General features: G+C 65.3%; 27 protein-coding genes. 10 read left to right on the forward strand and 17 right to left on the reverse strand.

Annotated elements, in window-relative coordinates; all coding sequences use genetic code 11:
• Positions 1 to 142 precede the first annotated feature (142 nt).
• Positions 143 to 1,129 carry a hypothetical protein gene (locus HMPREF3151_RS09220; protein ID WP_070475248.1) on the forward strand — a complete coding sequence of 329 codons (987 nt, stop codon included), beginning with the start codon at positions 143 to 145 and terminating at the stop codon, positions 1,127 to 1,129.
• A 7-nt stretch (positions 1,130 to 1,136) separates the two neighbouring features.
• Here the strand turns inward: HMPREF3151_RS09220 and HMPREF3151_RS09225 are convergent, their stop codons facing one another.
• The 5 genes from HMPREF3151_RS09225 to HMPREF3151_RS09245 all read right to left on the reverse strand — a co-directional run bounded on the left by HMPREF3151_RS09225 (position 1,137) and on the right by HMPREF3151_RS09245 (position 6,104).
• Complete coding sequence (locus tag HMPREF3151_RS09225) at positions 1,137 to 2,552, reverse strand: ABC transporter permease (protein ID WP_070475249.1); 1,416 nt, start codon at positions 2,550 to 2,552, stop codon at positions 1,137 to 1,139.
• Positions 2,549 to 3,250 carry an ATP-binding cassette domain-containing protein gene (locus HMPREF3151_RS09230; protein ID WP_042405806.1) on the reverse strand — a complete coding sequence of 234 codons (702 nt, stop codon included), beginning with the start codon at positions 3,248 to 3,250 and terminating at the stop codon, positions 2,549 to 2,551. Before HMPREF3151_RS09230 ends, HMPREF3151_RS09225 begins: the two co-directional genes overlap by 4 nt.
• Before the next feature lie 64 nt (positions 3,251 to 3,314).
• The gene (locus HMPREF3151_RS09235; protein ID WP_070475250.1) at positions 3,315 to 3,953 is read right to left on the reverse strand and encodes a response regulator; all 639 of its coding nucleotides are present in this window, start codon (positions 3,951 to 3,953) and stop codon (positions 3,315 to 3,317) included.
• Positions 3,950 to 5,059: a sensor histidine kinase gene (locus HMPREF3151_RS09240; protein ID WP_141741391.1), complete on the reverse strand. Its 1,110-nt coding sequence runs from the start codon at positions 5,057 to 5,059 to the stop codon at positions 3,950 to 3,952. The genes HMPREF3151_RS09235 and HMPREF3151_RS09240 overlap by 4 nt, the downstream gene beginning before the upstream one ends.
• 55 nt (positions 5,060 to 5,114) lie before the next feature.
• Entirely contained in the window at positions 5,115 to 6,104 is a 990-nt protein-coding gene (locus HMPREF3151_RS09245; protein ID WP_070475252.1) for a hypothetical protein, read from the reverse strand.
• A 263-nt stretch (positions 6,105 to 6,367) separates the two neighbouring features.
• Here HMPREF3151_RS09245 and HMPREF3151_RS09250 point away from each other — a divergent pair, with 263 nt between their 5' ends.
• Both HMPREF3151_RS09250 and menE read left to right on the forward strand, forming a co-directional pair.
• Complete coding sequence (locus tag HMPREF3151_RS09250) at positions 6,368 to 7,177, forward strand: YhfC family glutamic-type intramembrane protease (protein WP_038609498.1); 810 nt, start codon at positions 6,368 to 6,370, stop codon at positions 7,175 to 7,177.
• Positions 7,174 to 8,313, forward strand: coding sequence for an o-succinylbenzoate--CoA ligase (gene menE, locus HMPREF3151_RS09255; protein ID WP_038609496.1), 1,140 nt, complete (start codon positions 7,174 to 7,176; stop codon positions 8,311 to 8,313). Before HMPREF3151_RS09250 ends, menE begins: the two co-directional genes overlap by 4 nt.
• Here menE and HMPREF3151_RS09260 read toward each other — a convergent pair.
• The gene (locus HMPREF3151_RS09260) at positions 8,310 to 8,528 is read right to left on the reverse strand and encodes a hypothetical protein (RefSeq protein WP_038609494.1); all 219 of its coding nucleotides are present in this window, start codon (positions 8,526 to 8,528) and stop codon (positions 8,310 to 8,312) included. The two genes, menE and HMPREF3151_RS09260, sit on opposite strands and share 4 nt — an antisense overlap.
• An 18-nt stretch (positions 8,529 to 8,546) precedes the next feature.
• Positions 8,547 to 8,924 carry a hypothetical protein gene (locus HMPREF3151_RS09265; RefSeq protein WP_038613649.1) on the reverse strand — a complete coding sequence of 126 codons (378 nt, stop codon included), beginning with the start codon at positions 8,922 to 8,924 and terminating at the stop codon, positions 8,547 to 8,549.
• A gap of 454 nt (positions 8,925 to 9,378) precedes the next feature.
• On the opposite strand from HMPREF3151_RS09265, the gene HMPREF3151_RS09270 reads away from it, so the two are divergent.
• Positions 9,379 to 11,469, forward strand: a complete 2,091-nt coding sequence (locus tag HMPREF3151_RS09270) for an exonuclease domain-containing protein (RefSeq protein ID WP_070475253.1) — start codon at positions 9,379 to 9,381, stop codon at positions 11,467 to 11,469.
• A 10-nt stretch (positions 11,470 to 11,479) separates the two neighbouring features.
• On the opposite strand, the gene HMPREF3151_RS09275 is transcribed toward HMPREF3151_RS09270, so the two are convergent.
• Both HMPREF3151_RS09275 and HMPREF3151_RS09280 read right to left on the reverse strand, forming a co-directional pair.
• The gene (locus HMPREF3151_RS09275; RefSeq protein WP_038609491.1) at positions 11,480 to 12,340 is read right to left on the reverse strand and encodes a class I SAM-dependent methyltransferase; all 861 of its coding nucleotides are present in this window, start codon (positions 12,338 to 12,340) and stop codon (positions 11,480 to 11,482) included.
• An 11-nt stretch (positions 12,341 to 12,351) separates the two neighbouring features.
• Positions 12,352 to 12,660 carry a hypothetical protein gene (locus tag HMPREF3151_RS09280; protein ID WP_038609488.1) on the reverse strand — a complete coding sequence of 103 codons (309 nt, stop codon included), beginning with the start codon at positions 12,658 to 12,660 and terminating at the stop codon, positions 12,352 to 12,354.
• A gap of 363 nt (positions 12,661 to 13,023) precedes the next feature.
• Here HMPREF3151_RS09280 and HMPREF3151_RS09285 point away from each other — a divergent pair, with 363 nt between their 5' ends.
• Both HMPREF3151_RS09285 and HMPREF3151_RS12040 read left to right on the forward strand, forming a co-directional pair.
• Positions 13,024 to 13,677, forward strand: coding sequence for a hypothetical protein (locus HMPREF3151_RS09285; RefSeq protein WP_141741392.1), 654 nt, complete (start codon positions 13,024 to 13,026; stop codon positions 13,675 to 13,677).
• 77 nt (positions 13,678 to 13,754) lie between these two features.
• Positions 13,755 to 13,910, forward strand: a complete 156-nt coding sequence (locus HMPREF3151_RS12040) for a hypothetical protein (RefSeq protein WP_158407438.1) — start codon at positions 13,755 to 13,757, stop codon at positions 13,908 to 13,910.
• Positions 13,911 to 13,938: 28 nt separating this feature from the next.
• Here the strand turns inward: HMPREF3151_RS12040 and HMPREF3151_RS09290 are convergent, their stop codons facing one another.
• Positions 13,939 to 14,934, reverse strand: a complete 996-nt coding sequence (locus HMPREF3151_RS09290; RefSeq protein ID WP_070475255.1) for a hypothetical protein — start codon at positions 14,932 to 14,934, stop codon at positions 13,939 to 13,941.
• Positions 14,935 to 15,022: 88 nt separating this feature from the next.
• Here HMPREF3151_RS09290 and HMPREF3151_RS09295 point away from each other — a divergent pair, with 88 nt between their 5' ends.
• On the forward strand, positions 15,023 to 15,592 hold the full coding sequence (locus HMPREF3151_RS09295; RefSeq protein WP_168160626.1) for a TetR/AcrR family transcriptional regulator: 570 nt from the start codon (positions 15,023 to 15,025) through the stop codon (positions 15,590 to 15,592).
• On the opposite strand, the gene HMPREF3151_RS09300 is transcribed toward HMPREF3151_RS09295, so the two are convergent.
• Both HMPREF3151_RS09300 and arsB read right to left on the reverse strand, forming a co-directional pair.
• Positions 15,589 to 16,008, reverse strand: coding sequence for an arsenate-mycothiol transferase ArsC (locus HMPREF3151_RS09300; protein ID WP_070475257.1), 420 nt, complete (start codon positions 16,006 to 16,008; stop codon positions 15,589 to 15,591). The genes HMPREF3151_RS09295 and HMPREF3151_RS09300 overlap by 4 nt on opposite strands.
• Positions 16,005 to 17,060: an ACR3 family arsenite efflux transporter gene (arsB, locus tag HMPREF3151_RS09305; protein WP_305764327.1), complete on the reverse strand. Its 1,056-nt coding sequence runs from the start codon at positions 17,058 to 17,060 to the stop codon at positions 16,005 to 16,007. Before arsB ends, HMPREF3151_RS09300 begins: the two co-directional genes overlap by 4 nt.
• Before the next feature lie 115 nt (positions 17,061 to 17,175).
• Between arsB and HMPREF3151_RS09310 the strand changes: the two genes are divergently transcribed.
• Entirely contained in the window at positions 17,176 to 17,523 is a 348-nt protein-coding gene (locus HMPREF3151_RS09310; RefSeq protein WP_070475259.1) for an ArsR/SmtB family transcription factor, read from the forward strand.
• A gap of 61 nt (positions 17,524 to 17,584) precedes the next feature.
• Here HMPREF3151_RS09310 and HMPREF3151_RS09315 read toward each other — a convergent pair whose 3' ends face one another.
• From HMPREF3151_RS09315 to HMPREF3151_RS09325, 3 genes are read right to left on the reverse strand one after another with little or no spacing between them, the layout of a single operon-like run.
• Positions 17,585 to 18,235: a potassium channel family protein gene (locus HMPREF3151_RS09315; protein ID WP_246815250.1), complete on the reverse strand. Its 651-nt coding sequence runs from the start codon at positions 18,233 to 18,235 to the stop codon at positions 17,585 to 17,587.
• 28 nt (positions 18,236 to 18,263) lie between these two features.
• Complete coding sequence (locus tag HMPREF3151_RS09320; RefSeq protein ID WP_070475261.1) at positions 18,264 to 19,640, reverse strand: TrkH family potassium uptake protein; 1,377 nt, start codon at positions 19,638 to 19,640, stop codon at positions 18,264 to 18,266.
• A gap of 10 nt (positions 19,641 to 19,650) precedes the next feature.
• Positions 19,651 to 20,490 (reverse strand): glycosyltransferase, encoded by an 840-nt coding sequence (locus HMPREF3151_RS09325; protein WP_070475262.1) that lies wholly within the window; start codon positions 20,488 to 20,490, stop codon positions 19,651 to 19,653.
• Positions 20,491 to 20,529: 39 nt separating this feature from the next.
• Between HMPREF3151_RS09325 and HMPREF3151_RS09330 the strand changes: the two genes are divergently transcribed.
• Positions 20,530 to 21,510, forward strand: coding sequence for a 1,4-dihydroxy-2-naphthoate polyprenyltransferase (locus tag HMPREF3151_RS09330; protein ID WP_083290292.1), 981 nt, complete (start codon positions 20,530 to 20,532; stop codon positions 21,508 to 21,510).
• Between the two features lie 107 nt (positions 21,511 to 21,617).
• Complete coding sequence (locus tag HMPREF3151_RS09335; protein WP_070475264.1) at positions 21,618 to 22,520, forward strand: AEC family transporter; 903 nt, start codon at positions 21,618 to 21,620, stop codon at positions 22,518 to 22,520.
• A 118-nt stretch (positions 22,521 to 22,638) separates the two neighbouring features.
• Here the strand turns inward: HMPREF3151_RS09335 and HMPREF3151_RS09340 are convergent, their stop codons facing one another.
• Together HMPREF3151_RS09340 and HMPREF3151_RS09345 are read right to left on the reverse strand one after the other, a co-directional pair.
• Positions 22,639 to 23,880: an MFS transporter gene (locus tag HMPREF3151_RS09340; protein ID WP_070475265.1), complete on the reverse strand. Its 1,242-nt coding sequence runs from the start codon at positions 23,878 to 23,880 to the stop codon at positions 22,639 to 22,641.
• Positions 23,877 to 25,529 carry an ABC-F family ATP-binding cassette domain-containing protein gene (locus tag HMPREF3151_RS09345; protein ID WP_070475266.1) on the reverse strand — a complete coding sequence of 551 codons (1,653 nt, stop codon included), beginning with the start codon at positions 25,527 to 25,529 and terminating at the stop codon, positions 23,877 to 23,879. The genes HMPREF3151_RS09340 and HMPREF3151_RS09345 overlap by 4 nt, the downstream gene beginning before the upstream one ends.
• Between the last annotated feature and the right edge of the window lie 50 nt (positions 25,530 to 25,579).

Genomic DNA, 25,579 nt, shown 5'->3' on the forward strand with positions numbered 1-25,579 from the left:
AACAGGACATTTCGGCCGACGGTAACAAAAAGCCCGTGCACCACGTCGGAGCCAATTTCCTCACTCTTACTAGACACCTGTGCGGGAATTTCAGGGCGCTTCAAGGTCAGCGGGTTACGCTCCGGCCATGTTGAGACGAACGATGACAGCCACAATCGTCGCCGCCTCGCTGACTCTGGCCGCGTGCGACGGAAACATCCCAGACACCCCGACCACCGCTGACGCCGCCGATGCCTCCGCCGCGGAAGCGGCCCCGCCCGCCGACGCTCCTGCCGCTGCCCCTGTCGCGCCGGTTGCGGACGAGAACGACCTCCCCGCGCCCCCGCCCTCCTCGGCGGTGCCGAACACACGCGACGCGTACGCAGCAGCACTCGCGGACCCCGCGCAATACTTCGCCGACCAGGACGGCCTCGACGGCACGTTCACCTACGACCTCATCGACGTCGACGGCGACGCCGAACTCGAGCTGCTCCTGCGCGCTGGCAAGGAAGGCCCGGCACCGGTGCGGGTGCTGCAGCTTGTCGACGGCACCCTCACGGCCACCACCGACTACCTGGTTGACGCCGCCGGCACCTACCCCACCGTGTTCACCGCCGGCGTGCAGCCGGGACTGACGCAATACGAGACGGACGGTACGACGCTGACCGCGACCCAGTTCGAGCTGCACGGCAACCGCCTGGTCAAGACGTTCGGCCCGGAGGAGACCATCGTGGGCAACCCACTGGACGACGTGACCCTGATCCACTGGACCCCGACCACGGACACCGCGCAGCTGGCGGAGCTGGACCAGCCCGACCCGCTGAACGTGCCGCGCGAAGGCACCATGAAGCAGGTCTCGGACATCCCGGAGCTCAACGACCAGTCCTACCGCGTGCAGTTCGGCACCCGCGACCGCGGCGGCCGCATCCCGGTGACCTACCCGGACCTCGGCTGCGCCGGCCTCCTCGAGCCGACGCACGCCTCCGCTGGCGAGGAGATCCAGGACGGTTTCCGCGAGAACATCACGGAAGGCACCTGCGACAACGGCGGCACCTGGCACTTCTCCATCAACGACTCCCGCGAGCGCGCCACCTACAACGCCCCCACCGGGCGCTACCACGCGGAAGGCCCGCTGACCCGCACCGGCTAAGCACGGCTCAGCGACGGACCGGGCGCATCCCGCGCAGTACTCGGAGCAGCACAACCACCACCGCGGCCAGCAGGATTGCGCCAACCGCGAGCGCACCCCACACCCGCAGGCCGGTGGCGGTCACGGGCCAGGCGGGCACCGCGGCGATCCACAGGAAGGACTCCGCCAGTACGTCGCCGCCAATGGTGACAGAGACGATCGTGACCAGGATTGTCGCCGCCAGCGTCCACATCACGCCAAAGCGCACGGTCACAGCGAGCGCAGCGAGGGTGAGGACGGTGCCGGCAATTACGGCGAGCACACCAAAACGCGCACTCCCAGCCACTGCGCCCGCGATCAGGCACACAAGCGCAACGATGCTGGTAAACCAGCTCATTAGCGCGAGGCCGACTCGCGGGTGCTCCACTTGCATCAGCGCCCATGCCGGGCGGATCCGCGGCCACACAAGCGTGGGCAACACGCCCGCGCCAACCGGGAGGATCGCGTACGCGAACAGCGCCTGGCGCACATCTGCCGGATAACGTGTGGCAAACAAAAGTACCAGTGCGGTCAGCACAAGCACCATGCTTAACGACGGCATCCGCCCCGCCCTCGCAACCCCCTTCCACGCGGACACAAACCCGGTGTGCGCGGGCCTCGGCTTGGCCGGCCCAGTAAGCGCGGGCGCAACGACTTCGTGGGTGGTGCGGCGTCTAAGAATGGGTCGCGTGCGGCGCGGAGTGAGCACGGCAGCGGCGAATCCGGCCGCGGCTAGAAGCAAGGTGAGCGCGAGCGCAGGAAACGGCGACTCACCAGCCATGGGTGAGGTGTCCTCCAGCGGCAACAGGTTGAAGTGCATCTCCATCGTGGGCAACGCCAAGCGCGCGGGCCAGGCACCGGGGTTAAACCACCACCAGCTTCGCTCCACGAAGTACCCGAGCTCGATGGTGAACACGAATGCGGCTACGAGCGTCGGCAACAGCCCAACACGGCGTGTGGCCGCGGCTGCCAGGCCCGCGGGGCCCAGCATGCCGAGCCATACAAACGCACCGACGAGCGCGACTTGCGCAGCGCCGTCCAGGCCGAACACCAGCGCCGCCGCAACGGGCACCACGAAGTCCAGAACGGCGAACACGGCCAGGGCCAGCCACACCACTGTGATGCGGGCGGCGCGGGTGCCCGTGGAGGAGACGGGCCGCCAGAGTGTGCCCCCGGCGCGGGAGTCGCGCTCGCGGTTTTCAGCCAGTCCCGCAAACAGCGCCGCAACGGGAGCGGCCATACCGGTGACCAAAAGCCCCTGGGGATACAGCAGGGACTTCGCGGAGCCGACATCGCCGACCAACGAAAAAGCAGTCAGCAGCAGGCCAAGAAGCAGCCCCGCTCCTGCGAGCCACCACAGCGTTGAGCCTTTGGCGCGGATCCATTCGGCGCGAAGCAGACTCATTGCCCGCCCCCTGCGGTCAAGCGGAAGAAGGATTCCTCCAAGTTCGGCCCGAGCTCCGCAAGTTCCCCGGCGAAGCGGACGTCGCCGCCGGCGATGACGGTGGCGTCGTCCGCCATGTGCAGCACCTCGCCCAACTGGTGGGAGCTGACCAGCACAGTGCGCCCTGCGCGGGCGTAGTCCCTCAGGTAGGCGCGCAGGTGGGCGATGCCCTCGGGGTCGAGGCCGTTTTGGGGCTCGTCCAAAATGAGCACCTCCGGCTCACCGATGAGCGCCTGCGCCAGCGCCAACCTGCCCTTCATTCCAGTGGAGAAGGTGCCCGCCTTCTTCTTGCCTGCACCCTGCAGGCCGACGAGTTGGAGCACCCGGTCAGCCTCCGTGTCGGGCAGGCCGAGCAACGCAGTGTGCACGCGCAGGTTGTTGCGCGCGCTCAGGTGGCTGTAGAAGGCGGGGTCATTGATCGAGGCGCCCACGTGCCGTAGCGCCTCGCGGGTGAACGGCTGGCCCACTAGTGTCACCTCGCCCGCGTCCGGCTGGATCAGGCCGAGCAGCACCGACATCAGCGTCGATTTCCCCGCGCCGTTGGGCCCCAACAGCGCGTGGACGCGGCCCGGGGTGGTTGTCAGTGAAATATCGCGCAGCACCTGGTGCCCGCCGAACGAAACTGCGACACCGCGGCAGGCGAGTTGTGTATCGGTCATGCCCCTATCGTCCGCGGCGAGCGAGCCTCACACATCGGTCGGCGGGACCACAACGCCTCCTTCTCTAGGAGGAGATGCCGGCGCGTTGCGCGATCAGCGCCAACGCCACCCGGTCGCGTGCGCCGAGTTTGGCCAGCAGGCTGGAGACGTGCGTTTTCACTGTGGTTTCCGCGATGTACAGCGCGGCGGCGATCTCTGCGTTAGTCGCTCCGCGGCCGATCTCGGCGAGCACCTCACGCTCGCGGGTAGTCAGCCCCTCCAGCGCAGTGGCCGACGCCGGACTACCTGGACCTTCGCGGACCCACTCCATCACCCTGCCGGTCACGCCGGGCGCGAGGACGGATTCGCCGCCGGCCACCGCGCGCACCGCTCCCGCGAGCACGTCCGGCTCTGCGTCCTTGAGCAGGAATCCGTGGACGCCGGCGGCGATGGCTGCGTGGATGAGCGCGTCGTCGTCGAACGTGGTCAGCATGATCACCCGCGGGCCCAGCTCCATGATTGTGCGGGCGGCGGCGATGCCGTCCAGCACCGGCATGCGGATGTCGAGCACGGCGACGTCGATGCGGTGCGCCCGCGCCTTCTCCACCGCCTCCGCCCCATCGGCGGCTGTGGCCGCGACGGTGATGTCGTCTTGCGCGCTCAGTATGGTTTCGAGCGCACTGAGCAGCAACGGTTGGTCGTCCGCAAGCAAAATCCGGATCATGCCGCCAACTCCGCCCGCACAGTGAATGTCTCTTCTGCCTGCCATGCTTCGAGCGTGCCGCCGGCGCTCGCGGCGCGCTCGCGCAGGCCTTCCAAGCCGACTCCGGTGCCGGGCTGCGGGCACACCCGCCCGGTAGAGACCGCCTCCACCACAACGGTCTGTCCCGATGTCACGCGCACGGAGACAACCGGGTCCACCTGGTGGCGGGCCGCGTTGGTCAGCGCTTCGGCCACGATGCGGTGGATGGCAAGGGAGGTCACCGGAGGGACGTCGATAGGCGGGGCATCAAGCGTGACTTGCATGCCGGCGTCGCGGAAGCGCTGCACCAGCGCGGGCAGCTCCGCGATCCCCGCCACCGGCGCGAACCCGCGATCGCTTTCGCGCAGACCGCGCACGAGCAGGCGAATCTCCGCCAGCGACTCACCTGCGGCGGCGTTGATTTGCTGCAGCGCCTCCCGCTCGCGCCCGGACGCGAGACCCGCGTTGGCCTGCGCCTTGATCAGGGTCAACGAGTGCCCCAGCACGTCGTGGATGTCCCGCGCGATGGCCTGGCGCTCGTCCACCCGCGCCGCCGCCAGACGCTGTTCTTTCGCTTCCGCGGCTCTGCGGCGGGCGGCCTCCTCCCCCGCCAGATTCGCACCCAGAAGGTACGCCACTGCGAACGCTGCCCAATGCAGCGCCAGCGTGAGCGCGCCGTCTGCGCCACGGCGGTAGAACAACACGAGTTGCTCGTCCCACGTCCACATAAACGGCGAGAGCAACGCCCACCCGCACGCCGCCGCCAGCACCCCAAGCGCGAAGCGTTTGCCGGCGTACCTGCCGGCGACGAACGGCGCCACCGGCACCGCCAGCACCCACAGCGAATAGCCCAGGTTCACCGGCGCGGCCAGCCACACCAGCGCCCAGGCGGTGTTGAGCGCCACTAATGCGGCCGATGCGGCCCGCGGCTTGCCGGTGAGCACCGCGAACACAGCGACGAACCCCCAGGACAGCAGGGCCTGCGCCCAGGCGGCGGCGCCCGGGTCGCTGATCGCACTCACGGTGTAGACGGCGGCAAGCACCGCCGCCGTCACCGCGAGCACCGCGTCACCCGTTTTCACATGCACGGGCGCCTAGCTTATCGACGGCTCCGCGCCCCCACCTCCTCCCCAAGGAGGAGACCTACTTGGTCAACCCCGGGATCTGCGGAATGGTGGGCAGGCCCTTGACACCCGCGTTCTGCAGCAGGGCGAACAGCGCGCCCAGGGCGGCGAGCACCGCGGCGACGATGCCGATGATCTGCGCCAGCTTGGCGTCGAAGGTCTCCGGCGCCTTTTCCTCTGGTGTCTCCTCCGGGTCCTTCGGTGCCGGGTCCGGCTCAGGCGCGGTGTCGCCAAGGTCGGCGTTTTCCAGCGTCGGCGCCTCCGGCAGCTTCAAATCCTGCGTGGGGAAGATGACGTGGCTGGTGCCGTTGTGGCAGGTCTTGGCCTCCTCGAGCGCGTAGTAGTACGAGCTCTCCAGCGTGTCCAGCACTTGAGCAAAGTAGGTCTTCTTCATGTTCGCGGCGAATGCCTCGCGCTGCCAGCCCTCCACATGTCGCAGCCACTGCGCGGTGTTTTGGCCGGTGTGGCCGAACGCGTACTCGTCGCCGAGCGGCTGCACCTTCGGCACCCCGCCGTCGATGCCCACGAACCAGTCAGCGTTGCCCTTCAGCGAGCGGCCGGCCGGACCCAGCGGGATCTGGGAGCCTTCCTTCATGTCCAGGTAGAAGTCGGCGTCGGTGGTGTGCAGGCCCAGCGGCTCCAGCTTCTCCTTCGCGGCGGCGCGGGCGTCGGCGCGGATGTCGCCCTCGGGCGTTTTGTCGTCTCGCAGCAGGCGAAGGTGCTCGATGACGGTGGGGTCGGCCACGTAATCGTCGCCAAGCTTCTTCAGCTCCGGGAATGTGGCCTCGAACGCCTCGACGACCGAGGTGGCGTACATGCCGTGCGTGAGCGTCTTCGCGGCGCGTTCGGCTTGGTTGGCGGGGCCGCGCTCGACGTCATTGAGCGTGACGCGGCAGTAGTTGGTGCCGTCCTTGGTAAACGGGGTCAAGGTGGCTGCGGTAGCAGGGGCAGGGACAGTGAGTGAAAGGGCGGTCGCCGCAGCGACGGCCGGTGCGATGATCTTCCTCATGTCTGTTTAATCGGTGGAAAGTGAGATCTGCGTTACAGGTGACTAGGAGCGGGGCTAGCCGGGTCGATAGCTCGATGTCGATAGTTCCAGGTCGATAGTTCCAGGTCAGCGCGTCGAGAGTGTTTTCGACCCAAAATCGGCGAAACGCTGTGACCAGCAACTATCGACATCAAGGTATCGACCTCGCCGCAAACGCTCGTTTCCACCGCCCCGTCGCACCGCCCACCGCGACCCGCCACGTCCGCACCGGTATCGTTTCTGCCATGACGTTGGGCCTTCTCATTCTGCAGTTCGTGGGCTTGGTCGCCCTCGTGCTGGCCGCGTGGTTCGTGGGAAAGCGCAGGCTCGGCTTCAGGTGGGCGTCGCTCGGCTGGGGCACACTGGCGTTCCCACTGTCCCAGGTGGCCAGGTTTGCGTTGGTGATCCCGCTGCAGTTCCTGCTCAGCAAGACATTCGATCCAGCGACGGCCACCGCCCTGACCACCACTTTGTTCCTGGTCACCTCGGGCCTGTTCGAGGAGACCGCCCGCTGGATCGTGCTGCGATTCTGGGACAAGAACACCCGCGAGTGGAACGACGGCGTCGGCTTCGGCCTGGGTCACGGCGGCATAGAGGCGCTGCTACTCTTCACCAACCTGTTTGCCGGCAACATCATGCTGCTGACCAGCGGCGACGCAATCAAGGCGCAGGCCACCGGAAACGACGACCCCGCCACCGCGCAAGCCATTGCAGAGCAGATTGAGGCGCTGCAGAACATCGGCATGGGAATGATCGCCGCAAGCTGGTACGAGCGCGCGCTCGCGATCGCCGCGCACGTGGTGTTCACCCTGATCGTGCTGCGCGCGGTACGCGAGCGCCGCTGGCAGCTCTGGGCGCTTGCGGTTGCCTGCCACATCGGGTTCAACGCCGTTGCCGTGCTCGTCGCGCCCCACAGCGTGCCGGTGATGTACTTGCTGCTCACCGCACTCACAGCCGCGGGGCTGTGGGCGACTATCGACGGCCCGCTGTCGCACAAGACCTTCGCCCGCACCACTCCCACCAACCCCCTCGAGAACGAAACGCCCGCCCCGTGACCCACCTGCTGGAACTTCTCCCCGTCGACCCCGCCAACCCGCTGGCCATCATCCCCGCGCTGGAAGAGGCCCTGACCGGTCAGCGCACACTCCTGCCGGTGCCCGCGAACGACCCGGCACGCACGAACCTGCTGCGTAACACGCTGAAGCCCGGCGCGCCCATCGACGACGACATCGCCCTGGTCGTGTCCACCTCCGGCTCCACGGGCAAGCCGAAGGGCGCGATGCTCACCCCGGCGAACCTGATCTCCAGCGCGGACGCGACCCACCAGGCGCTCGGTGGCGAGGGCCAGTGGCTGCTTGCCATGCCCGCCGCCTACATCGCCGGGCTCCAGGTGCTCGTCCGCAGCATGGTCGCCGGCGTCGAGCCCGCGTTCATCGACCTGACCCGCGGCTTCAACGTCGCCGAGTTCGCCGCCCGCGCCCACGAGCTCGCCCAAACAGGCGAGCGCACCTACACCGCCCTGACCCCGATGCAGCTGGCCAAGGCCACCTCAACGCTCAAGGGCATCGACGCGCTGCGCACGTTTTCCGCGGTCCTCGTCGGCGGCGCCGCAACCAACCCGCGCCTGCTCGACTCCGCCAAGAAGCTGCGCATCAACGTGGTTACCACCTACGGCTCCTCCGAAACCTCCGGCGGCTGCGTCTACGACGGCCGCCCCATCGCCGGCGCGCGCGTGAGAATCCAGGACGGCCGCATCCACCTCGGCGGCCCTATGGTCGCCCGCGGCTACCACCAGCTCGACTCCCCCGATCTCACCGGCGGCTGGTTCCGCACCTCCGATGCCGGCGAGCTCGACAGCGGCGTGCTCACGGTCCTCGGCCGCACCGACAACGTCATCTCCTCAGGCGGCCTCAAACTCCACCCCGAGGTGTTGGAAGAGGAGCTTTTGCTTATCGACGGCGTCACCGCCGCCACCGTCATCGGCAAAGACGACGACCGCCTCGGCCAGCGCATCTGCGCCGCCTACACCGGCTCCGCGACAGTGCCGGACATCCTGGACGCGCTCGCCGACGCAGAGGACTCCGGCCGCATCGCGCACTGGCAGATCCCCAAGGAGCTCAAGGTGGTGGCGGCGTTGCCGCAGCTCGGCCCGGGCAAGGTGGACCGTACGGCCGTCAAGGAGCTGTTCTAGCCGTTCGGGTTCTCAATGATCACAGGCGCGACCTGGAAGCCCGGTGAGCCGTAGTCAGCCACCCACCGGAGAAACGGCGTGATCTCTTCGCCCGGGCGCTTCCCTTGGTTGATCTGCTTGATCACTAAGTGCGCAGCCGCGATCTCCCCCTGGTGCGGCGGACGCTTGAGGCGCAGTCCGTCTAGAGACTTGATTTCCTTGTAGCTATACCGCATCTTCGCCGCTACTCTTCCTTACCCCGCCGCCAACTCCGACGCCCGCTGGTACGACACTCCGAGCACCTGCCCCATCTCACGGAGCGTGAACCCCTCGTCCTTCATCTTGCGGGCCAGTGCCGACCTCGCGGCAGCAGCATCATCCGATGCAGCTTTCGCCTTCACGCCGAGTTCGTCGGCACGCTTACGCAACGACTCGACCTCGGCGGGGAGGATAGGCACAACCTCGATCTCAAACTCGCCCGGCTGCATCCCAGACTGAAACGCGATCGCCTCCGCCACCTCATCGGCCGCCCGATCGAGTCGCCGCGTCTGTGAGACCACCCCAAGTTCATCGCACTCCAGCACCCAAGCGCCGCTCGGACCACGCTCTGCGGTCACCGTGAACGCCTTCATCGCCACCACCCTTTCCCTAATTCGTTCTGAAATTGGTCAAAGAACTTCCGCGCTGCAAGATCGTCTATCTCGTTATGTCTGCCCAGCGTCCGAGTCGTGTCTCCAACCCGGTATGCGTCATGGCGAGTTAGGTGGATCTCCTCAAATTCCAATCCGCGTCTGCGTGCTTCAGCTCGCAACTTCCTAATTACTGCATAACGCTTCATAGTTCAACCTCCCCCATCGCATATCTGTCAACCATAGATTGACATCCGGTTTTCACCCTTCACCCCTTTGGACGCAGCGAACCCGCCACCGGTTCCATAGAGCTTTTGCCTATCGACGCCCTCCGGCCCCCTCCCCCGCCGCCAACCCGAACACCCGTCCGATTTCACACCCCGCGCGTCGGCCCATGGCCTAATCTGCTGAACAGACAACAAAAGGCAGCGCAGACTGCCGCGGAGAGCAAGGAGCGATGATGGACCCGCAACCCGGGCACCCGAACCACACCAACACCCCGGTCAACAACACCGGTTTCGCAGTGGTGGACCTGGAGACAACTGGTGTGATGCCCAGCGACCGGATCGTAGAAATCGGCGTGGTGCTGCTTCGGCCGGACCTCACCGTTGAGCGGACGTGGGAGACGTTGATCCAGCCGGAGCGCGACATCCCGAATAGCTACATCCACAAAATCACTGCCACCGACGTCGTCGACGCTCCCTCGTTCCGCGACGTCGCTGCGTACCTGGGCTCGCTGCTGCACGGCCGCACGCTTGTGGCGCACAACGCGCCGTTCGAGCGCCGCTTCCTCACCAACGAGTTTGCCCGCGCCAAAACGGAGAACGGTCTCGCGCAGTTCTGGGTGGACACGATGACGCTGTCCAACCAGCACCTCGGCGTGAAGAAACTTGAGCAGGCCCTCGCCATCGCGCAGATCCACAATCCCCTCGCCCACTCCGCACTGGCAGATGCGCAGGCCACCGCAGAACTGCTGAAGTACTTCCACACGCGCCACGGCGCGGTCCTCGACGGTTTTCCCACCGCTGTTTTCCCTGCTCCTGCGGCTGAGCCACGCGTGCTCCCCAGGGGCGCCGCGTCCGCATGGACCGGCCAGCTTTCCCGCACGCTGCCAGCCACCGGCACGAAGGACGAAGAGGCTTACCGTGCTGAGCTGACCTGCGCACTCGTCGACCGCCAGATCTCACGCACCGAGATGCGCCAGCTGGAGCAGACCGCGATCACTTCCGGGCTAAACGCCGACGACGTCGAGGCGATCAACGAGGAATTCGTGCGCCAGCTCGTCGTCGAGGCCTGGTCCGACGGCGTCATCACCGCAGAGGAACGCAGCGAACTTCTCGCTGTTGCCGATGCGCTGAGCGTGGATCCCGCACTCATGCATTCGCTTCTCGACGAACCACAGGCCGGCACCGCCCCCAGCCAATTCACCCTTCACCCTGGCGACCGCATTGCGCTCACCGGCGCGATGGATATTTCTCGCGATGCCTGGGCAGAGCGCGCCACCGCCGCAGGTCTGGAGGTCGGCGATGTCACCCGCAAGTGCGTGTTGCTGGTCGCCGCCAATCCGGACTCCATGAGCGGAAAGGCTCAGAAGGCGAGGAAGTACGGCATCCCGATTGTCGGCGAGACGAAGTTCGCGCAGCTCTTGAGCGCGATCGACCATGAAGCCATTCCGCAGCAACCCGCAGCGTCAGGGCAGCCTGCAGACAGCGCCGAGCACGAGACACAAGAGCAGTTCTCCTGGCTCTCACCGGAGCAGGTTCGCACGACGGGCGCATCCCCGTCGCGAATCGCGGCGGCCTGGATCGCGCTGCACCCCACGCGTCCGCTTCACGAGATGGCCGAGAACCTCGAGCCTCACCACATCCCCGAGGCCACCGGGCGAGGCATCGACCGCTACCTGGCGGTGTGGAGCTTGGAGCACCCCGAAATGCTGCAGGTCAGCGCCGACGATCTGCTCCAACTTCCTGGTGTTGGGCCGAAACGCCGCGACCAACTGGTGGAGATGGTCGTTGATCTTGCCGTCGACGGGGTTCCTGAGGCTCCGGCTCAACCTGCAGATATTGCCGACGCAAGTGCGACCACGTCGGCGCCCTCTCCATCTGCCGACCACACTTTCACTCCCCCGCAGCCCGTGACCGAATCCGGACCACAGCCGGTTCTTGACCTCCGCCAGGCTTCGGCAACCAGCCGACCCGCCGCCGAACCCCAACAACCCGCACCTTCCGACCCGACCCCCGAAGAGCTCCTCACCGCTGCGAACGCTCCGCACTACACCCCTGCGCCGGTGCCCTCATCTTGGAGCACCCCGGCTCCGACGGAACCTACACCCGCGCCGGTAAAGCGCCCGAAGGCCGCCAAGGTGTTCAAGTGGTCTGCGGGCCTCGGTGTGCTGTGCTTCTTCCTGTTCGGTTTGTGCATCGAGACCTTTGACCCGGATGCCGAGTCCTTCATCGCCGGCGTGTTCGCACTCGGCTTCTTCTTCGGCGGTCTCACCGCTGCGATTTCTGGCGTGATGGCGCTGTTTAACTTGTTCCGAGGAAAGTAGCCAAAGGCCCCTAGGGCTTCGTCGCGGTGATAGCGAATTGGAGCGGCAGGCGCTCGGGGTTGTCGCGGAGGATGAATCCGCGGGAGTCCTCCACCATCAGCTCCGGCCAGGGGCACCACGCGGAGTAGGGGGTTTCTTCGAGGGCGGTGATGGTCAGGCCGGCGTCGATGAGCGCGGTGACAATCTCGCCGAGTGAGTGGTTCCACTGGTGGTTGCGCGGGCTAGTCAGCTTCGGCGCGCCCGGGGTGATGACGTAGCTGTCCTCGTCCTCCCAGGTCAGCGGGTCGGGCATTTCGAAGTACGGCTGCTCGATGCGTAGACCCTGGGAGATGTCCTCGCCGATGGTCATGAACATGGGGTGGTCGTCGCGGATGAAGAACGTGCCGCCCGGAGCAAGTAGCTTTGCGACAACCTCCGCCCACCCCCGCACCTGCGGCAGCCAGCACAGCACGCCGGCGGAGGTGTAGACGAGGTCGAATTCGCCGTCGACAGCTTCGCGAGCGTCGTAGACGTTGCTCTGGATGAACTCGACGTCCGCGTCGGCCTGGGCAGCGAAGTCGCGGGCGTAGTTGATCGACTCGGCGGACAGATCCACGCCAACGACTCGGGACGCCCCGCGGCGGGCGAACCCGATGGTGTCCGTGCCCACGTGGCACTGCAGGTGGCACACGGACTTTCCGGTGAGGTCGCCGAAGCGGTCGATGTCCACCGCGAGGACGCTGCTGATTGCGGTCTTGTCCGCGATCAGCTCGTCCTTGCCGCCGTAGTTGCCGAACATGTGGGCGTGGGCCCGTGAATCCCAGTTGGCTTGGTTGTCCGCGAACCAGGATGCTGTTTCGGACTGCGGTGCGTTGGTCTGCTCGTCGCTCATGGTGGCAGATGTTACGCGCCGCGGGCTTCGTCGATGAGGCGAAGGAGCTTACTCACTGGAATTGAGGCCTCGGCCCCAGCCCGGTCATCCACTCCGGCTTCAATGAACCGCCGGAGCACATCGTTGGTAGAAACTCCCTCGGCTGCGGCCATTCCCCGCGCGGTGCGGAGAACCCGATTAGGCATGGTGACAGTAAACGCAACGCTAGCTTCGGGGTCTGCGACATTGCCCAGGTCTCCTGGTTGAGCATCTTCCATGAGATCGGAGGTGTCGGTGTTGTCGTAATAGGAACGTAGTTTTTCCGACTGCTGCTCGTTCATCGTTGCTCCTTCCTCCGGAATTGCCTGATTTCTTGGGCCTCGCACACTTGGTCGGCATTTTTATCACCCGCTGGCGAGACTAGCTTGCGCGAGAGTAGAAACCTACCCATTTAGCTGTCTAAAATGCGTAATTATCTTCCCCATCCTAAAAACTAAGAACGGAGGTGCCATGAGAAAGTCTCTGACCCCAGTTCGGAGAACTGTGGAGGAATTGGATGAAGAACTCGCCAGTTTGAAAGCCCAAATGGCACCTCTCACCGTCGAGCACCTTCGTCGCTTACGGGATGCTGGTGCGATTGAGTATGCGGAAGAGCGACTCTTAGAGCGGTACGAGGCCTGTATGTGGCTCCGATACGGAGTGGCGTGACTTCATCACGGGGCCTCGAAAACGCAGTGCGCGCCTTCATGCTGCTGACGGTGCAATTGCTCGAGAGGACCCTTGAGGGCTCATCGCCGATCGACGCGGAGATTCTGGCTGACGGACAACGAGCATTCGTCGAGGGTACTCATCCGGTCATTATTGCCCACTCTGGGAGCGACCGCCTAGTCCTCCGCTATGAGTATCTACTCAGATATGACGATGTCAACGACGATGTCGAAATAGAGAAAAGCACCTTCAAAATCGAGTTCAGGGCGAGAAAGAAGCCCGTCCCGGTCGTCCGGTTCGAGTACGAATCGCAAGCCAGGAACAAACCCGCTTCGCATTTCCAGTTCCACGCTGACTCGGTGCCACTAGGACTACTGCTTGCCCGTGCGGGAAGGTATGACACCGCAGCCCAGCAGCAGGACATCCATTTCCCGATGGGCGGACCTCAATTCCGTTTGCAACTCACGGATGTCGTCGAACTGCTTATCCGAGAGTTCGGCGCTGCGCCCGAGACAGGATGGGAAGAGTGGCTCGATTTTCACCGCACCCTCTACCACGACGCGGAGGTGGATCGGGTGATCCACGGAAATCTTTCCCGGGCGGTGACCATTCTGGAAGAGAGCGGGTACAGGGTCGAAGGACCAGAATAAGGACTGCTACCGAAGGTCCGTCGATAGCCAACCGCTTGCAAAGCACAATCGTGTAATTCGTGCCACAATGCGGTGGTGTGAGGCACGAGAAGCTACGCTCCCGCAAACCGTCCACGAATCCGAAGTACGCAACCTCCCCCTCCACCACCCACTACCGCGGCACCTCGCCGGCGCGCATGCAGGCGTCGAGGTTCCGCAACAAACAGCGAATCCCGATGATCCCGGCCAGGTGATAGTGCACGTTTGGGCCGGGCGTAGGGGTTAGGCAGTTTCAGTTGTTGTTTCAGCAGTCGGTGCCTTCGAGCGATCGAAGGCCAGCAGGAGTAGGCCGAGGAGAATCCAGCAGCACAACACTATCCAGGGCTGCGTGGACCCGGCACCATCGAAAAAGCTTAGCGAGCGAACGAGGAAGCCCGTCGCGCCAATCGGCATCAGCTGGCCGAGCGTGGACCAACCCGCCGGCAGCAACCACGGGCCCGTGGCCAGGCCGGACAAGGGGTTGGCAACGAAGATTGTCAGCACCGCGCCCAGGCCCGCACCCGGCATACCCATAAGCGCGCCGAGGCCCGCGGTCACCGACGACGTCGCGGCGAGGCCGAGCGTCACAGCCAACCATTCCATGAACACGCTGCCGGAGAGGGTGCCGTATACGCCGTGCAGCATCCAGACCGCGACACCGGCGCCAATCATTGCAACACCAGCAATCACGGCAGCCTTCGACCACTTCTTCCCGCGAAGCAGCAGCGTCGGCAAGATGCCCGAGATCAAGCCGCCGACCGCGAGCGGCAGTCCGAGCAGCGCGAGGCCTTGGGCCTGCGGGTCATCTTTGGTGGTGGGGGCGAGATCCTTCGTTTCCACAGGCATGCCGCTGGCCTCCATGTTTTGAGCGACACCGCTCAGCATTTGCACGTACGGTGCGCCATTGCCGGAGGCGGTATACACGGTCGCGCCGCCTTCACCGATCGCGATCGCGCCAACCGCCTCGCGGTCGCGCACCATCGTCTCCGCCTCCTCCGGCGAGCTCACGGTGATGAAGTCCGGGTGCTCCTCTTGCTGTTCAGCTTGAGCAATGAGCTTCTCGACGACAGGCCCCGGACCGGCCACCGCAACCGGCACCCCGTCCGGCCCGGACGCGAATGTCGGGGCCAAAAACGCCCAGAGCAGCAGTCCGATGACGACGGGGATGCCAAGGATCATGGCGAGTGCCTTCTTTGTTGCGCCCTGCGTGGGTGCGGGGCGCGCCACGGTTGTGGACATAATCTCCTCCAAATGGAACAGTGTGTTTCAATTACACAAATGGATGATACTGTTCCACTTCTGGCGCGTCAACGGTAAGCTGCGGGTCATGCGAAAAGATGGTGCCGAAAACCGTCAAGCGATTGTGGAGGTCGCCTCCACGCTCATCGCCCAGATGGGGCCTGGCGTGTCGCTGCGCAACATCGCTAAGGAGGCAGGCGTGGGCGTGGCCACCGCGAGCCGCCACTTCCCCGACAGGGACGAGCTCTTCCGCGCGGTGCTCGAACACACCATGAACAGCATGCGCGACGTGGTGGACAAGCACCTCCTGCGTTTCCCCGACGCACCCGAAGACACCTGGCGTTCCGCGATCGGCGAGATGGTGAACTTGAACTTCCCCGCCGTCGGCCAGGAAATCCTGCCCAAACTGCTACCCACGTTGTCGCACGAAGACAGGGCTGTCCACACCGCGCAGCTGCAAGCCATCTACGACCCGCTACTTGCGCAAGCCAAACAGCACGAACTGTGCCCCCCGGACCTCGACTACCTGTCGTTCGACTTCGCCATCATCGCGCTCTCACGCCCGCTGCCCGAGCCCGCGGAGGAAGCGTTCGCGGGCAGGCGCGCCTGGCTCGTCGACGTGTTCATTGATGGATTGCGCACCCAGCAAGCGAGCTAATGTACGGCTCCTACTAGCTCGTCGATAAGCGAACGCACACGGGCGTCAATGTCGTCGCGCACCAGGCGCATGCGCTCCATGCCCTCGATGCCGCGGTGCGAGGGTTCGTCGGTGTGCCAGCGCTCCAGCGTGCCGCGGGCGCCGTCAGGCATCTCCACCTGCGCGTCTTCGCCGAGCACCACGACGCGATCGACGTTGCGCAGCAGTTCCGGATCGATGGGTTTGGGCGTTCCGTGCGACATGTCGGCGCCAGCCTCTGCGATCGCTTCGACCGATTCCTGGTTCAGCTTCGTGCCGGGTTTGGTACCCGCGGAGTGGATGCCGAGCTTGCTACCCGCGTGCTTCTCGGCGAGCGCCGCCGCCATCTGGGACTTGCCGCCGTTGCCGACGCAGACGAACAGGACTGAGGGCTTCATGTAAGGCTCCTTTGGTTAGGCAGGGTTGGGTCACCGGGGAACAGTTTCGGGCCGATGGCGCGCATGAGGTAGACCAAGCCGACGAGCACCGGGATCTCGATGAGCGGGCCGATTGTGCCCGCCAGCGCCTGGGCGGAGGTGGCGCCGAAGGTGCCGATGGCCACCGCGATGGCGAGCTCGAAGTTGTTGCCGGCGGCCGTGAATGCCACCGAGGCGGACTGGGCGTAGTCCATGCCGGACAGCTTTGCCACTACAAGAGCCACAGCGAACATGCCCACGAAGTAGCACAGCAGCGGCAGCGCCACCGTGGCCACGGTCAACGGCCTGGACAGAATCTGGTCGCCCTGCAGCGAAAACAGCAGCACGATCGTGTACAGCAGGCCGACCAGCGCCAGCGGGGAGATCCGGGGCAGGAAGGTGTTTTCGTACCAGTCGCGGCCCTTGGTGCGCTCGCCGATGATGCGGGACAGCAGCCCGGCCAGCAGCGGGATGCCCAAAAAGACGAGCACGGAGGAGACGATCGCCCAGAAGGAGAACTCCACCGAGGTGGTCTCCAGGCCCAGCCAAGACGGAAGGACCTGCAGGTAGAACCAGCCGAGCACGCCGAACATGAGCACCTGGAACACCGAGTTGATGGCCACAAGCACGGCGGTGGCTTCCCGGTCGGCGCAGGCGAGGTCGGACCACACCAGCACCATGGCGATGCAGCGCGCCAGACCGACGATGATTAAGCCGGTGCGCAGCTCAGGCTCGTTGGGCAGGAAGATCCAGGCGAGCGCGAACATGAACGCGGGGCCGACAATCCAGTTCAAGATGATGGACACGGTCATGAGCCGTTTGTCGGTGGCGATCTCGCGGGTCTTGCCGTAGCGCACCTTGGCCAACGGCGGGTACATCATCACCAGCAGGCCGAGCGCGATCGGCAGCGAGATCCCGCCGACCTCCAGGCGCTCGAGTACGCCCGAAAGCCCCGGCACTGCGCGGCCGATGGCGAGGCCCGCCGCCATGGCGAGCATGATCCACACCGGCAGGAAGCGGTCAAGAAATGACATGCGCTCTACTGGCTGAGAGGTTGTGTCTTCCATCTGGAATCCTTATCTATTGACGATTATCAATACGAACACTAAAAGCCACATTTATCGCTGTCAATATGAAAAGGTAGGAAGCATGAAAGATTCTGTCGCCACGACAGCAGTCACTGGCCTCGACTGCTGCTCGCTGGGCTCCGGCTTGCTCTCCGCAGACGACGCGACGCGTTACGCGGCCCTGTTCAAAGTTTTGGCGGACCCCGGCCGGCTGCAACTACTCTCCTGGCTCGCCGAAGAGGGCTGCGAGCCGATGACCGTGAGCGAACTGACGCGACGCTCTGGGCTAAGCCAACCGACGGTTTCCCACCACCTCAAAAAACTTACCGAGGCCGGGCTCCTAGAAAAGAGCCGCCTGGGCAGGTCGGTCCTCCACCGGCTGCGCCCGGAGCTGTTCGCGGAACTTCGCACCGTGCTGCAGATGGACTGAGACTTACCAGCTGAGACAGAACCACTCCCAGCAGAACTGGTCCAAAGACTGCTACATGCCCCTACTGCTGGGAGAAACGCTCTAAGTCGTCCGGCGCACCCGCCATCACAATCAGGTTCGACGGGGAGAGCTCCTGGCCCGGCACAAACGGCTGCCACTCGCCGTTGCTGTTGCGCACGGAGACCACCTGCACGCGGTGCTTGTCCCACAGCTTTTCCGCGTCGCAGGGGCCGGACAGCAGCGCACGCGGCGGGGCCATCTTGATCACGCCGTAGTTCTCCGCCAGCTCTGCGAAATCCTGGAACCTCCCGCCGAGCAGATGCGCCACCCGGCGGCCGGTGTCGTGCTCCGGGCGCACCACGTGGTGCACGCCGAGGCGTTGCAAAATGCGGGCGTGGGACTCCGAATCAGCCTTCGCCCAAATGTCGGGCACCCCTAGATCCACCAGGTTGGAGGCGGTCAGGATGGACGCCTCCAGCGCGGAGCCGATGCCGAGTACAGCGCGTTTGAAGTCGTGAACACCGAGCTGGCGTAAGGCTTCGGGGTCGGTGGTGTCGGCGACGGTGGCGTCGGTAAGCAAAGGCGCATGCTCGCGTACCAGCCGCTCATCCGCGTCGACGCCTAGGACCTCCACGCCGTAGCGGGTGAGCTCCTGGGCGATCGCACCGCCGAAACGGCCCAGGCCAATGACCACCACGGGCGGGATATTCAAACGCTGCGTGGACGTGAAACGGGGGAAGTTAACCAATGAACGGCCTTTCTGTGGGGTAGTCGAACCTGCGGGAAACGGTGCGCAGCGCCAGCGCTGCGACGAGTGTGAACGGGCCGATGCGCCCGAGGTACATCAGCAGGCACAGCGCGAGCTGGGACGGGGTGGACAAATCCGCGGTGATGCCGGTGGAAAGCCCCGTGGTGGCAAACGCCGAAATGACCTCGAAGTTGACCTGGTCGGCGGTGAACTGGGGGTCGCAAATACGCAGCGTAGCTACGCCTGCGGTCACCGCTACCAGTCCCGCCGCGGCCACCGTCATCGCCTGTCGCACCACACTTTTTGGCACGGTGCGGTGGCCCACGGTGGTGGCGTCGCGGCCTTTGAATTCCGCGAGCATGGCCGCTAGCAGCACGGTCGCGGTGGTGATCTTGATGCCGCCGGCCGTGCCCGCGGACCCGCCGCCGATGAACATGTATATGTCCGTGACCATCAGTGTGATCGGGTGCGCCTCGGCGTAGTCGACAGAGTTGAACCCCGCGGTGCGCGGTGTCACCCCGGAGAAGAACGCGTTGAGGCACTTGACGCTGGCTGGCATACCGGCGAGGAAGCCGCGCCACTCCAGCAGCGCGATGATAAGCGTGGCGCTGACCACCAGAAACGCGGTCGCCTTCAGCGTCATGCGGGTGGTGATTGACAACCGCCGCGAGCTCACCGGCGCGCCGTGGACCAGACCGCGCACCCGCTCGCGGCCGCGGCGCACCAGCTCGGAGAGCACCGGGTAGCCCAGCCCGCCAATCATCAACGCACCCGCCAACGGGATGAGGATCCACCCATCCGTGTTGTAGGAGACCAGGCTGTCCGAACGCAGACCAAAGCCGGCGTTGTTGAACCCGGAAATCGCGTGGAACACGCCCTCGTATGCGGCACGCCCCGGCGCCATGCCGTAGACGGTGGCGAAGCGAATGCCCAAGATCACCGCCACCGCCCCCTCAAAGAAGAAGGTGAGCAGCAGCGTTGCCACGAGCGTCCGCCTCACCCCACCATCCAAAATCGGCCGCCCCTCAGCGGCCGTGGAATACCGCGAGCGCAGCTTCACCCTGCCGGTGAGCAGCATGCCGGTCAGCGAAGTGATGCTCATGATGCCTAGGCCGCCCACCTGGATCAGGGCAAGCACAATGAGCTGTCCGGCCAGGCTCCAGTGGCTGCCAGTGTCCTCGGTAACCAGGCCGGTCAAAGTGGTCGCGGACGTGGCGGTAAACAGCGCGCTCACCAGCGCCGTCGGCGCGCCGTCAGCGGAGGCGAACGGCATGGAAAGCAGCGCTGTGCCGGTGAGGATCAGAGCTAGAAAGCCCAGCGCAGTTAGTTGCGCGGGGCCGAGCCACCTCGTGGAGGCTGTGTCATTCACCGGCCAAACGCTACTCCGCGGCGCGCAGCTTGGCTACATCTTCCGCCGAATACGTCGCCGCGATTTGGACGTCGTTGCCACCGGAGAGGTTCACCCGCGACAGGCGCACACGCTGCGAACCCGGCACCAGCGGGAAGTTCGCCGAGCGCTCCGAAACTTGCTTCACCGGGAACCCGGCGCGCAGGGCGCAGTGGTTCAGCCACACATCGTCGGCGCGTGGGGCGAGGTCCAAAAACTCCGTGCCGCGCTCGGCGACGTAGCGCACCATCTCCTTCGGGTAGCGCACGCCGTCCACGCCGGTGGCGAAGTGCAAAATCGACGGCTCGGCGCTGCGCACCGGCTTCCACTTCTTATACGGGGCGATGCCGTTATCATCCAGCACCACTCTGTGGGCGCGGTAGGCGGTGATGGTGGTGGCCGAAGGGGCGTCGATAAGCTTCTGCGCGAAGGTGCGCGGGTAAAGCACATCGTCATCGACGGTGATGACGTTGCAGTCCGGATACTGCTGGAACGTGCCGTAATACTTGGTGTGCGGGCCCAAGCCGCCGGTGGACTCGTGCACCTGCAGGCCGCGATCCGCCAACGCCCGCAGCGCGTCCGGCCACCGGGCGTGAAAATCCACGGGATCCAGCCACAGGTGCACCGGCAGGCGCACCGTGCCCACCAAAAGCGACGCGATCGCCGCGGACGCGGAGCGCAAACGGGTGCCGTGGGTGGTCAAAGAAATGACGGTTTCACCGTCCTCCGGGAAACGCTTATCCGAGTTGTGCGCCGCGTTGAGCAGCAACGGGAGACGAACGAATGCGCCGGTGGCCACGAACCCCTGCCGCACGGCGTAGTCAATCCACATGGCGCATTACCCTAGCCGACCGGCGAGGGAGGGTGCATGATGGAGGGCATGACTGACACTGGGACTCACACCGCCACCCCCCGCGACTGGTGGGAAGCCGCCCGCCCCCACACCTGGCCCAACGCTTTCGCCCCCGTCATCGCCGGCACCGGTGTGGCGGCCCTGACCTTGCAGGCCCACCCCGGCCGCGCAGTGCTCGCGCTTTTAGTGGCGTGGGCGCTGATCATCGGCGTGAACTACGCCAACGACTACTCCGACGGCATCCGCGGCACCGACGACGACCGCACCGGCCCGACGCGCCTGACCGGCTCCGGGCTGGCCGCGCCGGAGCAGGTGAAGCTCGCGGCGTTTATCGCGTTCGGCGCCGCCGCGGTGTTCGGCGTGATCCTGTCCGCGGTGGCGGGCGCGATGTGGCTTGTGCTGGTGGGCGCGCTGTGCATCGCCGCGGCGTGGTTCTACACCGGCGGCGACAGCCCCTACGGTTACTCCGGCTTCGGCGAACTATCGGTGTTTGTGTTCTTCGGGCTGGTCGCCGTGATGGGCACCGAATACACCCAGTCCGGAATGGTGTCCTGGGAAGGCTTCTTGTGTGCGCTGGCCATCGGCGCGATCTCCGCGTCGGTGAACCTGGCCAACAACATCCGCGACATACCCACCGATGCGGCCGCCGGCAAGCGCACACTTGCGGTAAGGCTTGGCGACGACAACGCGCGCACCCTCTTCACCGTCCTGACGTTGTTCCCGTTCTTCATCTCAGTGGTGTTGTCGATGACCACCGTGTCTGCGCTAGCGGCGCTTGTGGCGCTGCCGCTGGCGGTGGCGAGCGTTTTGAAGGTACGCGGCGGGGCTTCGGGCAAAGAGCTCATCCCGGTGCTGGGGCTGAACGGCAAGACCATGCTGGCCTGGGCCGTGGTCACCGCGGTGGCGTTCGCGTGGTTCGGCTGGTCGTTCTGGGGCCAGTTCGCCGGTATCGGCGGTATGGGCGAGGCCGTGCCGTACGCGCCGTTGTCCTCGATGTAGTCGCAGGTGTCCATCGGGCCCGCAGGTGCCTCGTTTTCGCAATGTGGCAAAAATTTGCCACATTGCCAAACGCGACCACCCCCAGCCCCGGCGATACACTCACGGGCATGCTTGACGTCCTCACCGGTTTCGCCATCATCTTCACCGTCATCGCGGCGGGATGGTGGCTGGCCCACAAAGGCGTCATCGGGCCGGGCGAGCAGCGCCTGCAGCTCAACCGCATCGCGTTCCACGTAGCCACCCCGTCGCTGATTTTCTCCTCGGTGGCGGTCTCGGACACGGACGCGTTTTTCTCCCCGGTCATCCTGGTCATCGCCGTCGCCACGGTGGTGACCATGCTCATCTACTGGGCGATCAGCGCGCTCTTCTTCCGCCAGGACGCGACGGAAACGATGGCGGGTGCGGCGTCGTCGAGCTACTACAACTCCGTCAACATCGGCCTGCCCATCGCCACCTATGTGCTTGGCGACGCCACCTTCGTCGTGCCCGCCCTCGTCCTCCAGATGGCGGTGCTCTCCCCCATCGTCATCGCGGGGCTGGACCGGGGCGCGAAAGGCGTCGGCAAGTCCGTGGTGGCCGGCCTGACCGCGCCCGTGGTGGTCGCGGCGTTCGCGGGGTTTGCCGTCTCCGCGTCGTCCTGGACAGTGCCGGAGCCGGTGCTCGCGCCGCTGGAGATCTTGGGCGGGGCGTCCATCCCGCTGATCCTTATGAGCTTCGGCGCCTCACTCACCGGCGAGAAGGTACTGACAAGCCACCGTGGCCCCACCCTCACCGCCACCGCGTTGAAGCTGGTGGGTATGCCGGCGGTGGCGTGGATCGTCGCAAAGCTTCTGCACCTGGGGCCGGAAGAGATGTACGCCGCGCTGATCCTCTGCGCGCTGCCCACGGCGCAGAACGTGTACAACTACGCGGCGACGTACCGCTCGGGTGAAGTGATCTGCCGCGACACCGTGTTCCTGACTACCTTCCTGGCCCTGCCGGCCATGCTGCTGATCGCCGGAGTGTTCTAGCTGTACTGACCTCAAACGTTGGTCAATCGTGAAAACCCAGTGCAACCAGCCGTCGAGCTCGCCGCGGTAGCAAAGCGGTGGAGAGGTGTGAGGATGATGTTGGCGTGTCTTAGGTCTCTCATGCCTCGGCCAGCGTCTTCTGTGGCATCTTGAGTTGACCCAGGGCTAGGAGCAGTGCTGCCGTGGCCAGTGGCACCAGGCCGGCGGTGATGAACAGAGTTCTGGAGTCGATGAAGCGGCTGAAGAGTCCGGTGAGGGCGATGGACAGAGGCATGAAGGCGATGGAAATGAAGAAGTCGAGGCTGGCGACCCTGCCGAGCATCTCCAAGGGGACGTGCTCTTGAAGCACTGTTCCCCAGATGACCATCCCGATCCCGATCAGCGCCCCGTAGAACGCGAGTCCTGCACCGATGGCCCACGGATTGCTGGTGAGCGCCGGGATGGACAAGGGCAGACATCCGAGCGCCCAGACGCCGACCATTGCGGGCAGGAAGCGTTCCGGTGTGCGCCACGACCCCGCCAGCAGGGAGCCCACCAACCCGCCCGCGCCGAGGGCAGCCAGGACGGCCCCGTAGAGGGCAGGTCCATTGTCATGCGAGGAGCGCATAAGAGCGGGTAGGAGGACTTCGAGTGGTCCGGTCACGACCAGTCCCATGACGGCCGCGAACAGGACACTGGAGCGAACCCAGCGTGTGCGGGAAACGTAGCGGAAGCCATCGAGCAGATCGGTGATCGGTGAGTCTGCCGCAGCGTCGGCATTGGCCTCCGTTTCGGCGCGGGTGGGGGTGGGAAGCCGCAGGGCCGCGAGCAGGCCAAGTCCGATTGCTGCTGCGATGAGGTACCCGCCAGCGGCGGGCATGCTTGCGCCGATGAGCGCTCCGACGACAGCGGGCGCAAGTGCCTGCCCGACCAAGGGACGGGTGGCGCCTTCGAGGCCGTTGACGGCCATGAGGTCGTCGCTATCCACCAGGACTGGCACCAGTGCCGTGTAGGCGGGGAAGAAGAAGGCGGTTGAAGCGCCACTGATGAACGCGGAGACCGCGAGCATCCAGAAGGTGACAAAGTCGAGGATTGCTGCTGTGGACATCGCGGTCGCGATGGCGAGATTCAGGGCGAGCACACCCACGATGACGGATTTGTTGGGGATCCGGTCGGCAATTACGCCAGCTGGGAGGGATCCCGCAAGCAGGCCGATGCCGCTCCAGGCCACGACACCCGACAAGGTGGCTGGCGTGGCGCCCAGGTCGAGGGTCTGCATGGTCAGGTAGAGGGCCCAGGCGCCCTGGGCGAAGATGGTCAGCACCATCGCTGCGAACAACTGGCGGTACGTGGGGATGGTCAAGGGGTGAAGCGGGTTCATGGCATGTCCTTCAAGTCAAGGTTCAGGTGGGGCCAGTCGGAAAAGTCGTGGAGCATCTGCCGGTCATGGGTGGCGACGATCACCGCGCAGGAGGCCTGTTGGAGCTCGGTGGTGATGTCGTCGACGAGGTTCGATGACAGATGATTGGTGGGTTCGTCCAGGAGCAGCAGGTCTGGGTCCTGTGCCAGACACATGGCCAGGTGGAGTCGGCGTTGCTGTCCTTGCGACAGGCGCCCCACGGGCGTGTTGGTTGCAGAGGCCTCGAGCAGCCCGAGCGAGCCGAGAGTAGGCGCCTGAGATCGGCGGCCCAGCTTTGTTAGGTACGCCTCGTAGACCTCGTGTGCGGGGCTGGAGTGATCCCAGTCGGAGACCTCTTGAGACAGCAGAGTGATGCGTGCTCTCGGGTTCACTCGCACATGTCCCGTGGTGGGGGCCAGACGCTGTGCAAGAACTGCCAACAAGGTGGACTTTCCCGCGCCGTTTGGTCCGGTGACCACCAACCGGTCACCGCCGTTCACGTCAACCGACACCGGAGTGTCCAACCGGTCCTTCACAGTAACTTCGGTGGCGTTCATGATGCTCTGCCCGGCACGAGTTGTCGAGGCGGGCCACGCTAGACGCAGTGGCGGTGCCGGCACGTCGATCTCATGACGTTTCAGGTCTTCTATACGTCGGTTGAAGGCTTGGACCACTCCAGCAGCGCGTGTGGCGCGTTGGTGCTTGCCTGTGCCCTTGTCAGGTCTCCATCCCCCCTGAGACAGGCGGGAGCGTGCCTCGGCTGCAGCGCGTGTCAGTTCATTGTGCCGGGCGACCTGGGCGGCGTGGTCCTGTTCCCACACGAGGCGTTCTCGTCGGCGGCCTTCAATCCAGCCTTGGTAGCCGCCCGAGTAGGTTCGCGGCACGCCATCTCGGGTCGGGTCGAGATCCAGGAAGGTAGTCGCCACATCACGCAGCAGAGCGCGGTCGTGACTGACCAGAGCCAGGCCACCGGGGTGATCACGCAGTCGTTCGGTTAGGAAGGACAGTCCTGCAGCGTCGAGGTGGTTCGTGGGCTCGTCCAGCAGGAGCAGGTCAGGGGTCGATCCAAGTGCGACGGCAAGCCGGACCCGGTACCGTTGCCCGACCGACAAGGTCGACAGTATGCGAGCGCGGTCGCTGCAAGCGTCAAGGCCTGCAAGTGCGATGTCCACGCGCCTTTCTGCATCCCAGGCATCCAATAGCGTGGCGGTCTCGAGCGCTGCGGAATAGGCATCGGCCGCGTCGTTTCCTGCGGCGAGTGCTGCGCTCGCCACGTCGAGTGCCTCAAGTGCAGCCCTGGAGGGAGCTGTCGCTTCGGCGATGAGATCGCCGACGGTGCGGTTGCCTTCGGTGGGCATGTCCTGCTTGACCAGGACGAGGGAACCCATCTGGGTCACTACTCCCGAGTCAGGGGTCAGGAGCCCCGCCAAGATATGGAGCAAGGTGGTCTTACCACGGCCGTTGTCGCCGACGATCGCCAGGCGTGAGCCGGCGGAGACGGTGACATCCAGCCCGTTCAGGAGGTGCCTGTCTCCCAAGGTGATGTGGATTGATTCGGCACGGATGTGTGCGACTGGCCCGCGGGGCGTTCCGTTCCACACACATGACCGCAAGGTTGGTGTGATTGGCATTTCGTACTTTCAGCTCGTCATGGAGCCGGGCAGCACTAAATGACCGCCCG

The sequence above is a fragment of the Corynebacterium sp. HMSC05H05 genome (genome assembly GCF_001807265.1).
In the GTDB taxonomy this organism is placed as follows: domain Bacteria; phylum Actinomycetota; class Actinomycetes; order Mycobacteriales; family Mycobacteriaceae; genus Corynebacterium.

Coding starts and splice junctions, on each gene's coding strand:
- HMPREF3151_RS09265 (WP_038613649.1), bottom strand. CDS start 8,924: ATGAAGGCGTTCACGGTGACCGCAGAGCGTGGTCCGAGCGGCGCTTGG.
- HMPREF3151_RS09340 (WP_070475265.1), bottom strand. CDS start 23,880: ATGAACCCGCTTCACCCCTTGACCATCCCCACGTACCGCCAGTTGTTC.
- HMPREF3151_RS09230 (WP_042405806.1), bottom strand. CDS start 3,250: ATGACCGATACACAACTCGCCTGCCGCGGTGTCGCAGTTTCGTTCGGC.
- HMPREF3151_RS09345 (WP_070475266.1), bottom strand. CDS start 25,529: ATGCCAATCACACCAACCTTGCGGTCATGTGTGTGGAACGGAACGCCC.
- HMPREF3151_RS09290 (WP_070475255.1), bottom strand. CDS start 14,934: ATGTCCACAACCGTGGCGCGCCCCGCACCCACGCAGGGCGCAACAAAG.
- HMPREF3151_RS09245 (WP_070475252.1), bottom strand. CDS start 6,104: ATGAGGAAGATCATCGCACCGGCCGTCGCTGCGGCGACCGCCCTTTCA.
- HMPREF3151_RS09335 (WP_070475264.1), top strand. CDS start 21,618: ATGCTTGACGTCCTCACCGGTTTCGCCATCATCTTCACCGTCATCGCG.
- HMPREF3151_RS09250 (WP_038609498.1), top strand. CDS start 6,368: ATGACGTTGGGCCTTCTCATTCTGCAGTTCGTGGGCTTGGTCGCCCTC.
- HMPREF3151_RS09260 (WP_038609494.1), bottom strand. CDS start 8,528: ATGCGGTATAGCTACAAGGAAATCAAGTCTCTAGACGGACTGCGCCTC.
- HMPREF3151_RS09220 (WP_070475248.1), top strand. CDS start 143: ATGACAGCCACAATCGTCGCCGCCTCGCTGACTCTGGCCGCGTGCGAC.
- HMPREF3151_RS09225 (WP_070475249.1), bottom strand. CDS start 2,552: ATGAGTCTGCTTCGCGCCGAATGGATCCGCGCCAAAGGCTCAACGCTG.
- HMPREF3151_RS09325 (WP_070475262.1), bottom strand. CDS start 20,490: ATGTGGATTGACTACGCCGTGCGGCAGGGGTTCGTGGCCACCGGCGCA.
- HMPREF3151_RS09300 (WP_070475257.1), bottom strand. CDS start 16,008: ATGAAGCCCTCAGTCCTGTTCGTCTGCGTCGGCAACGGCGGCAAGTCC.
- HMPREF3151_RS09280 (WP_038609488.1), bottom strand. CDS start 12,660: ATGAACGAGCAGCAGTCGGAAAAACTACGTTCCTATTACGACAACACC.
- HMPREF3151_RS09275 (WP_038609491.1), bottom strand. CDS start 12,340: ATGAGCGACGAGCAGACCAACGCACCGCAGTCCGAAACAGCATCCTGG.
- HMPREF3151_RS09330 (WP_083290292.1), top strand. CDS start 20,530: ATGGAGGGCATGACTGACACTGGGACTCACACCGCCACCCCCCGCGAC.
- HMPREF3151_RS09310 (WP_070475259.1), top strand. CDS start 17,176: ATGAAAGATTCTGTCGCCACGACAGCAGTCACTGGCCTCGACTGCTGC.
- HMPREF3151_RS09295 (WP_168160626.1), top strand. CDS start 15,023: ATGCGAAAAGATGGTGCCGAAAACCGTCAAGCGATTGTGGAGGTCGCC.
- HMPREF3151_RS09235 (WP_070475250.1), bottom strand. CDS start 3,953: ATGATCCGGATTTTGCTTGCGGACGACCAACCGTTGCTGCTCAGTGCG.
- HMPREF3151_RS09270 (WP_070475253.1), top strand. CDS start 9,379: ATGATGGACCCGCAACCCGGGCACCCGAACCACACCAACACCCCGGTC.
- arsB (WP_305764327.1), bottom strand. CDS start 17,060: ATGTCATTTCTTGACCGCTTCCTGCCGGTGTGGATCATGCTCGCCATG.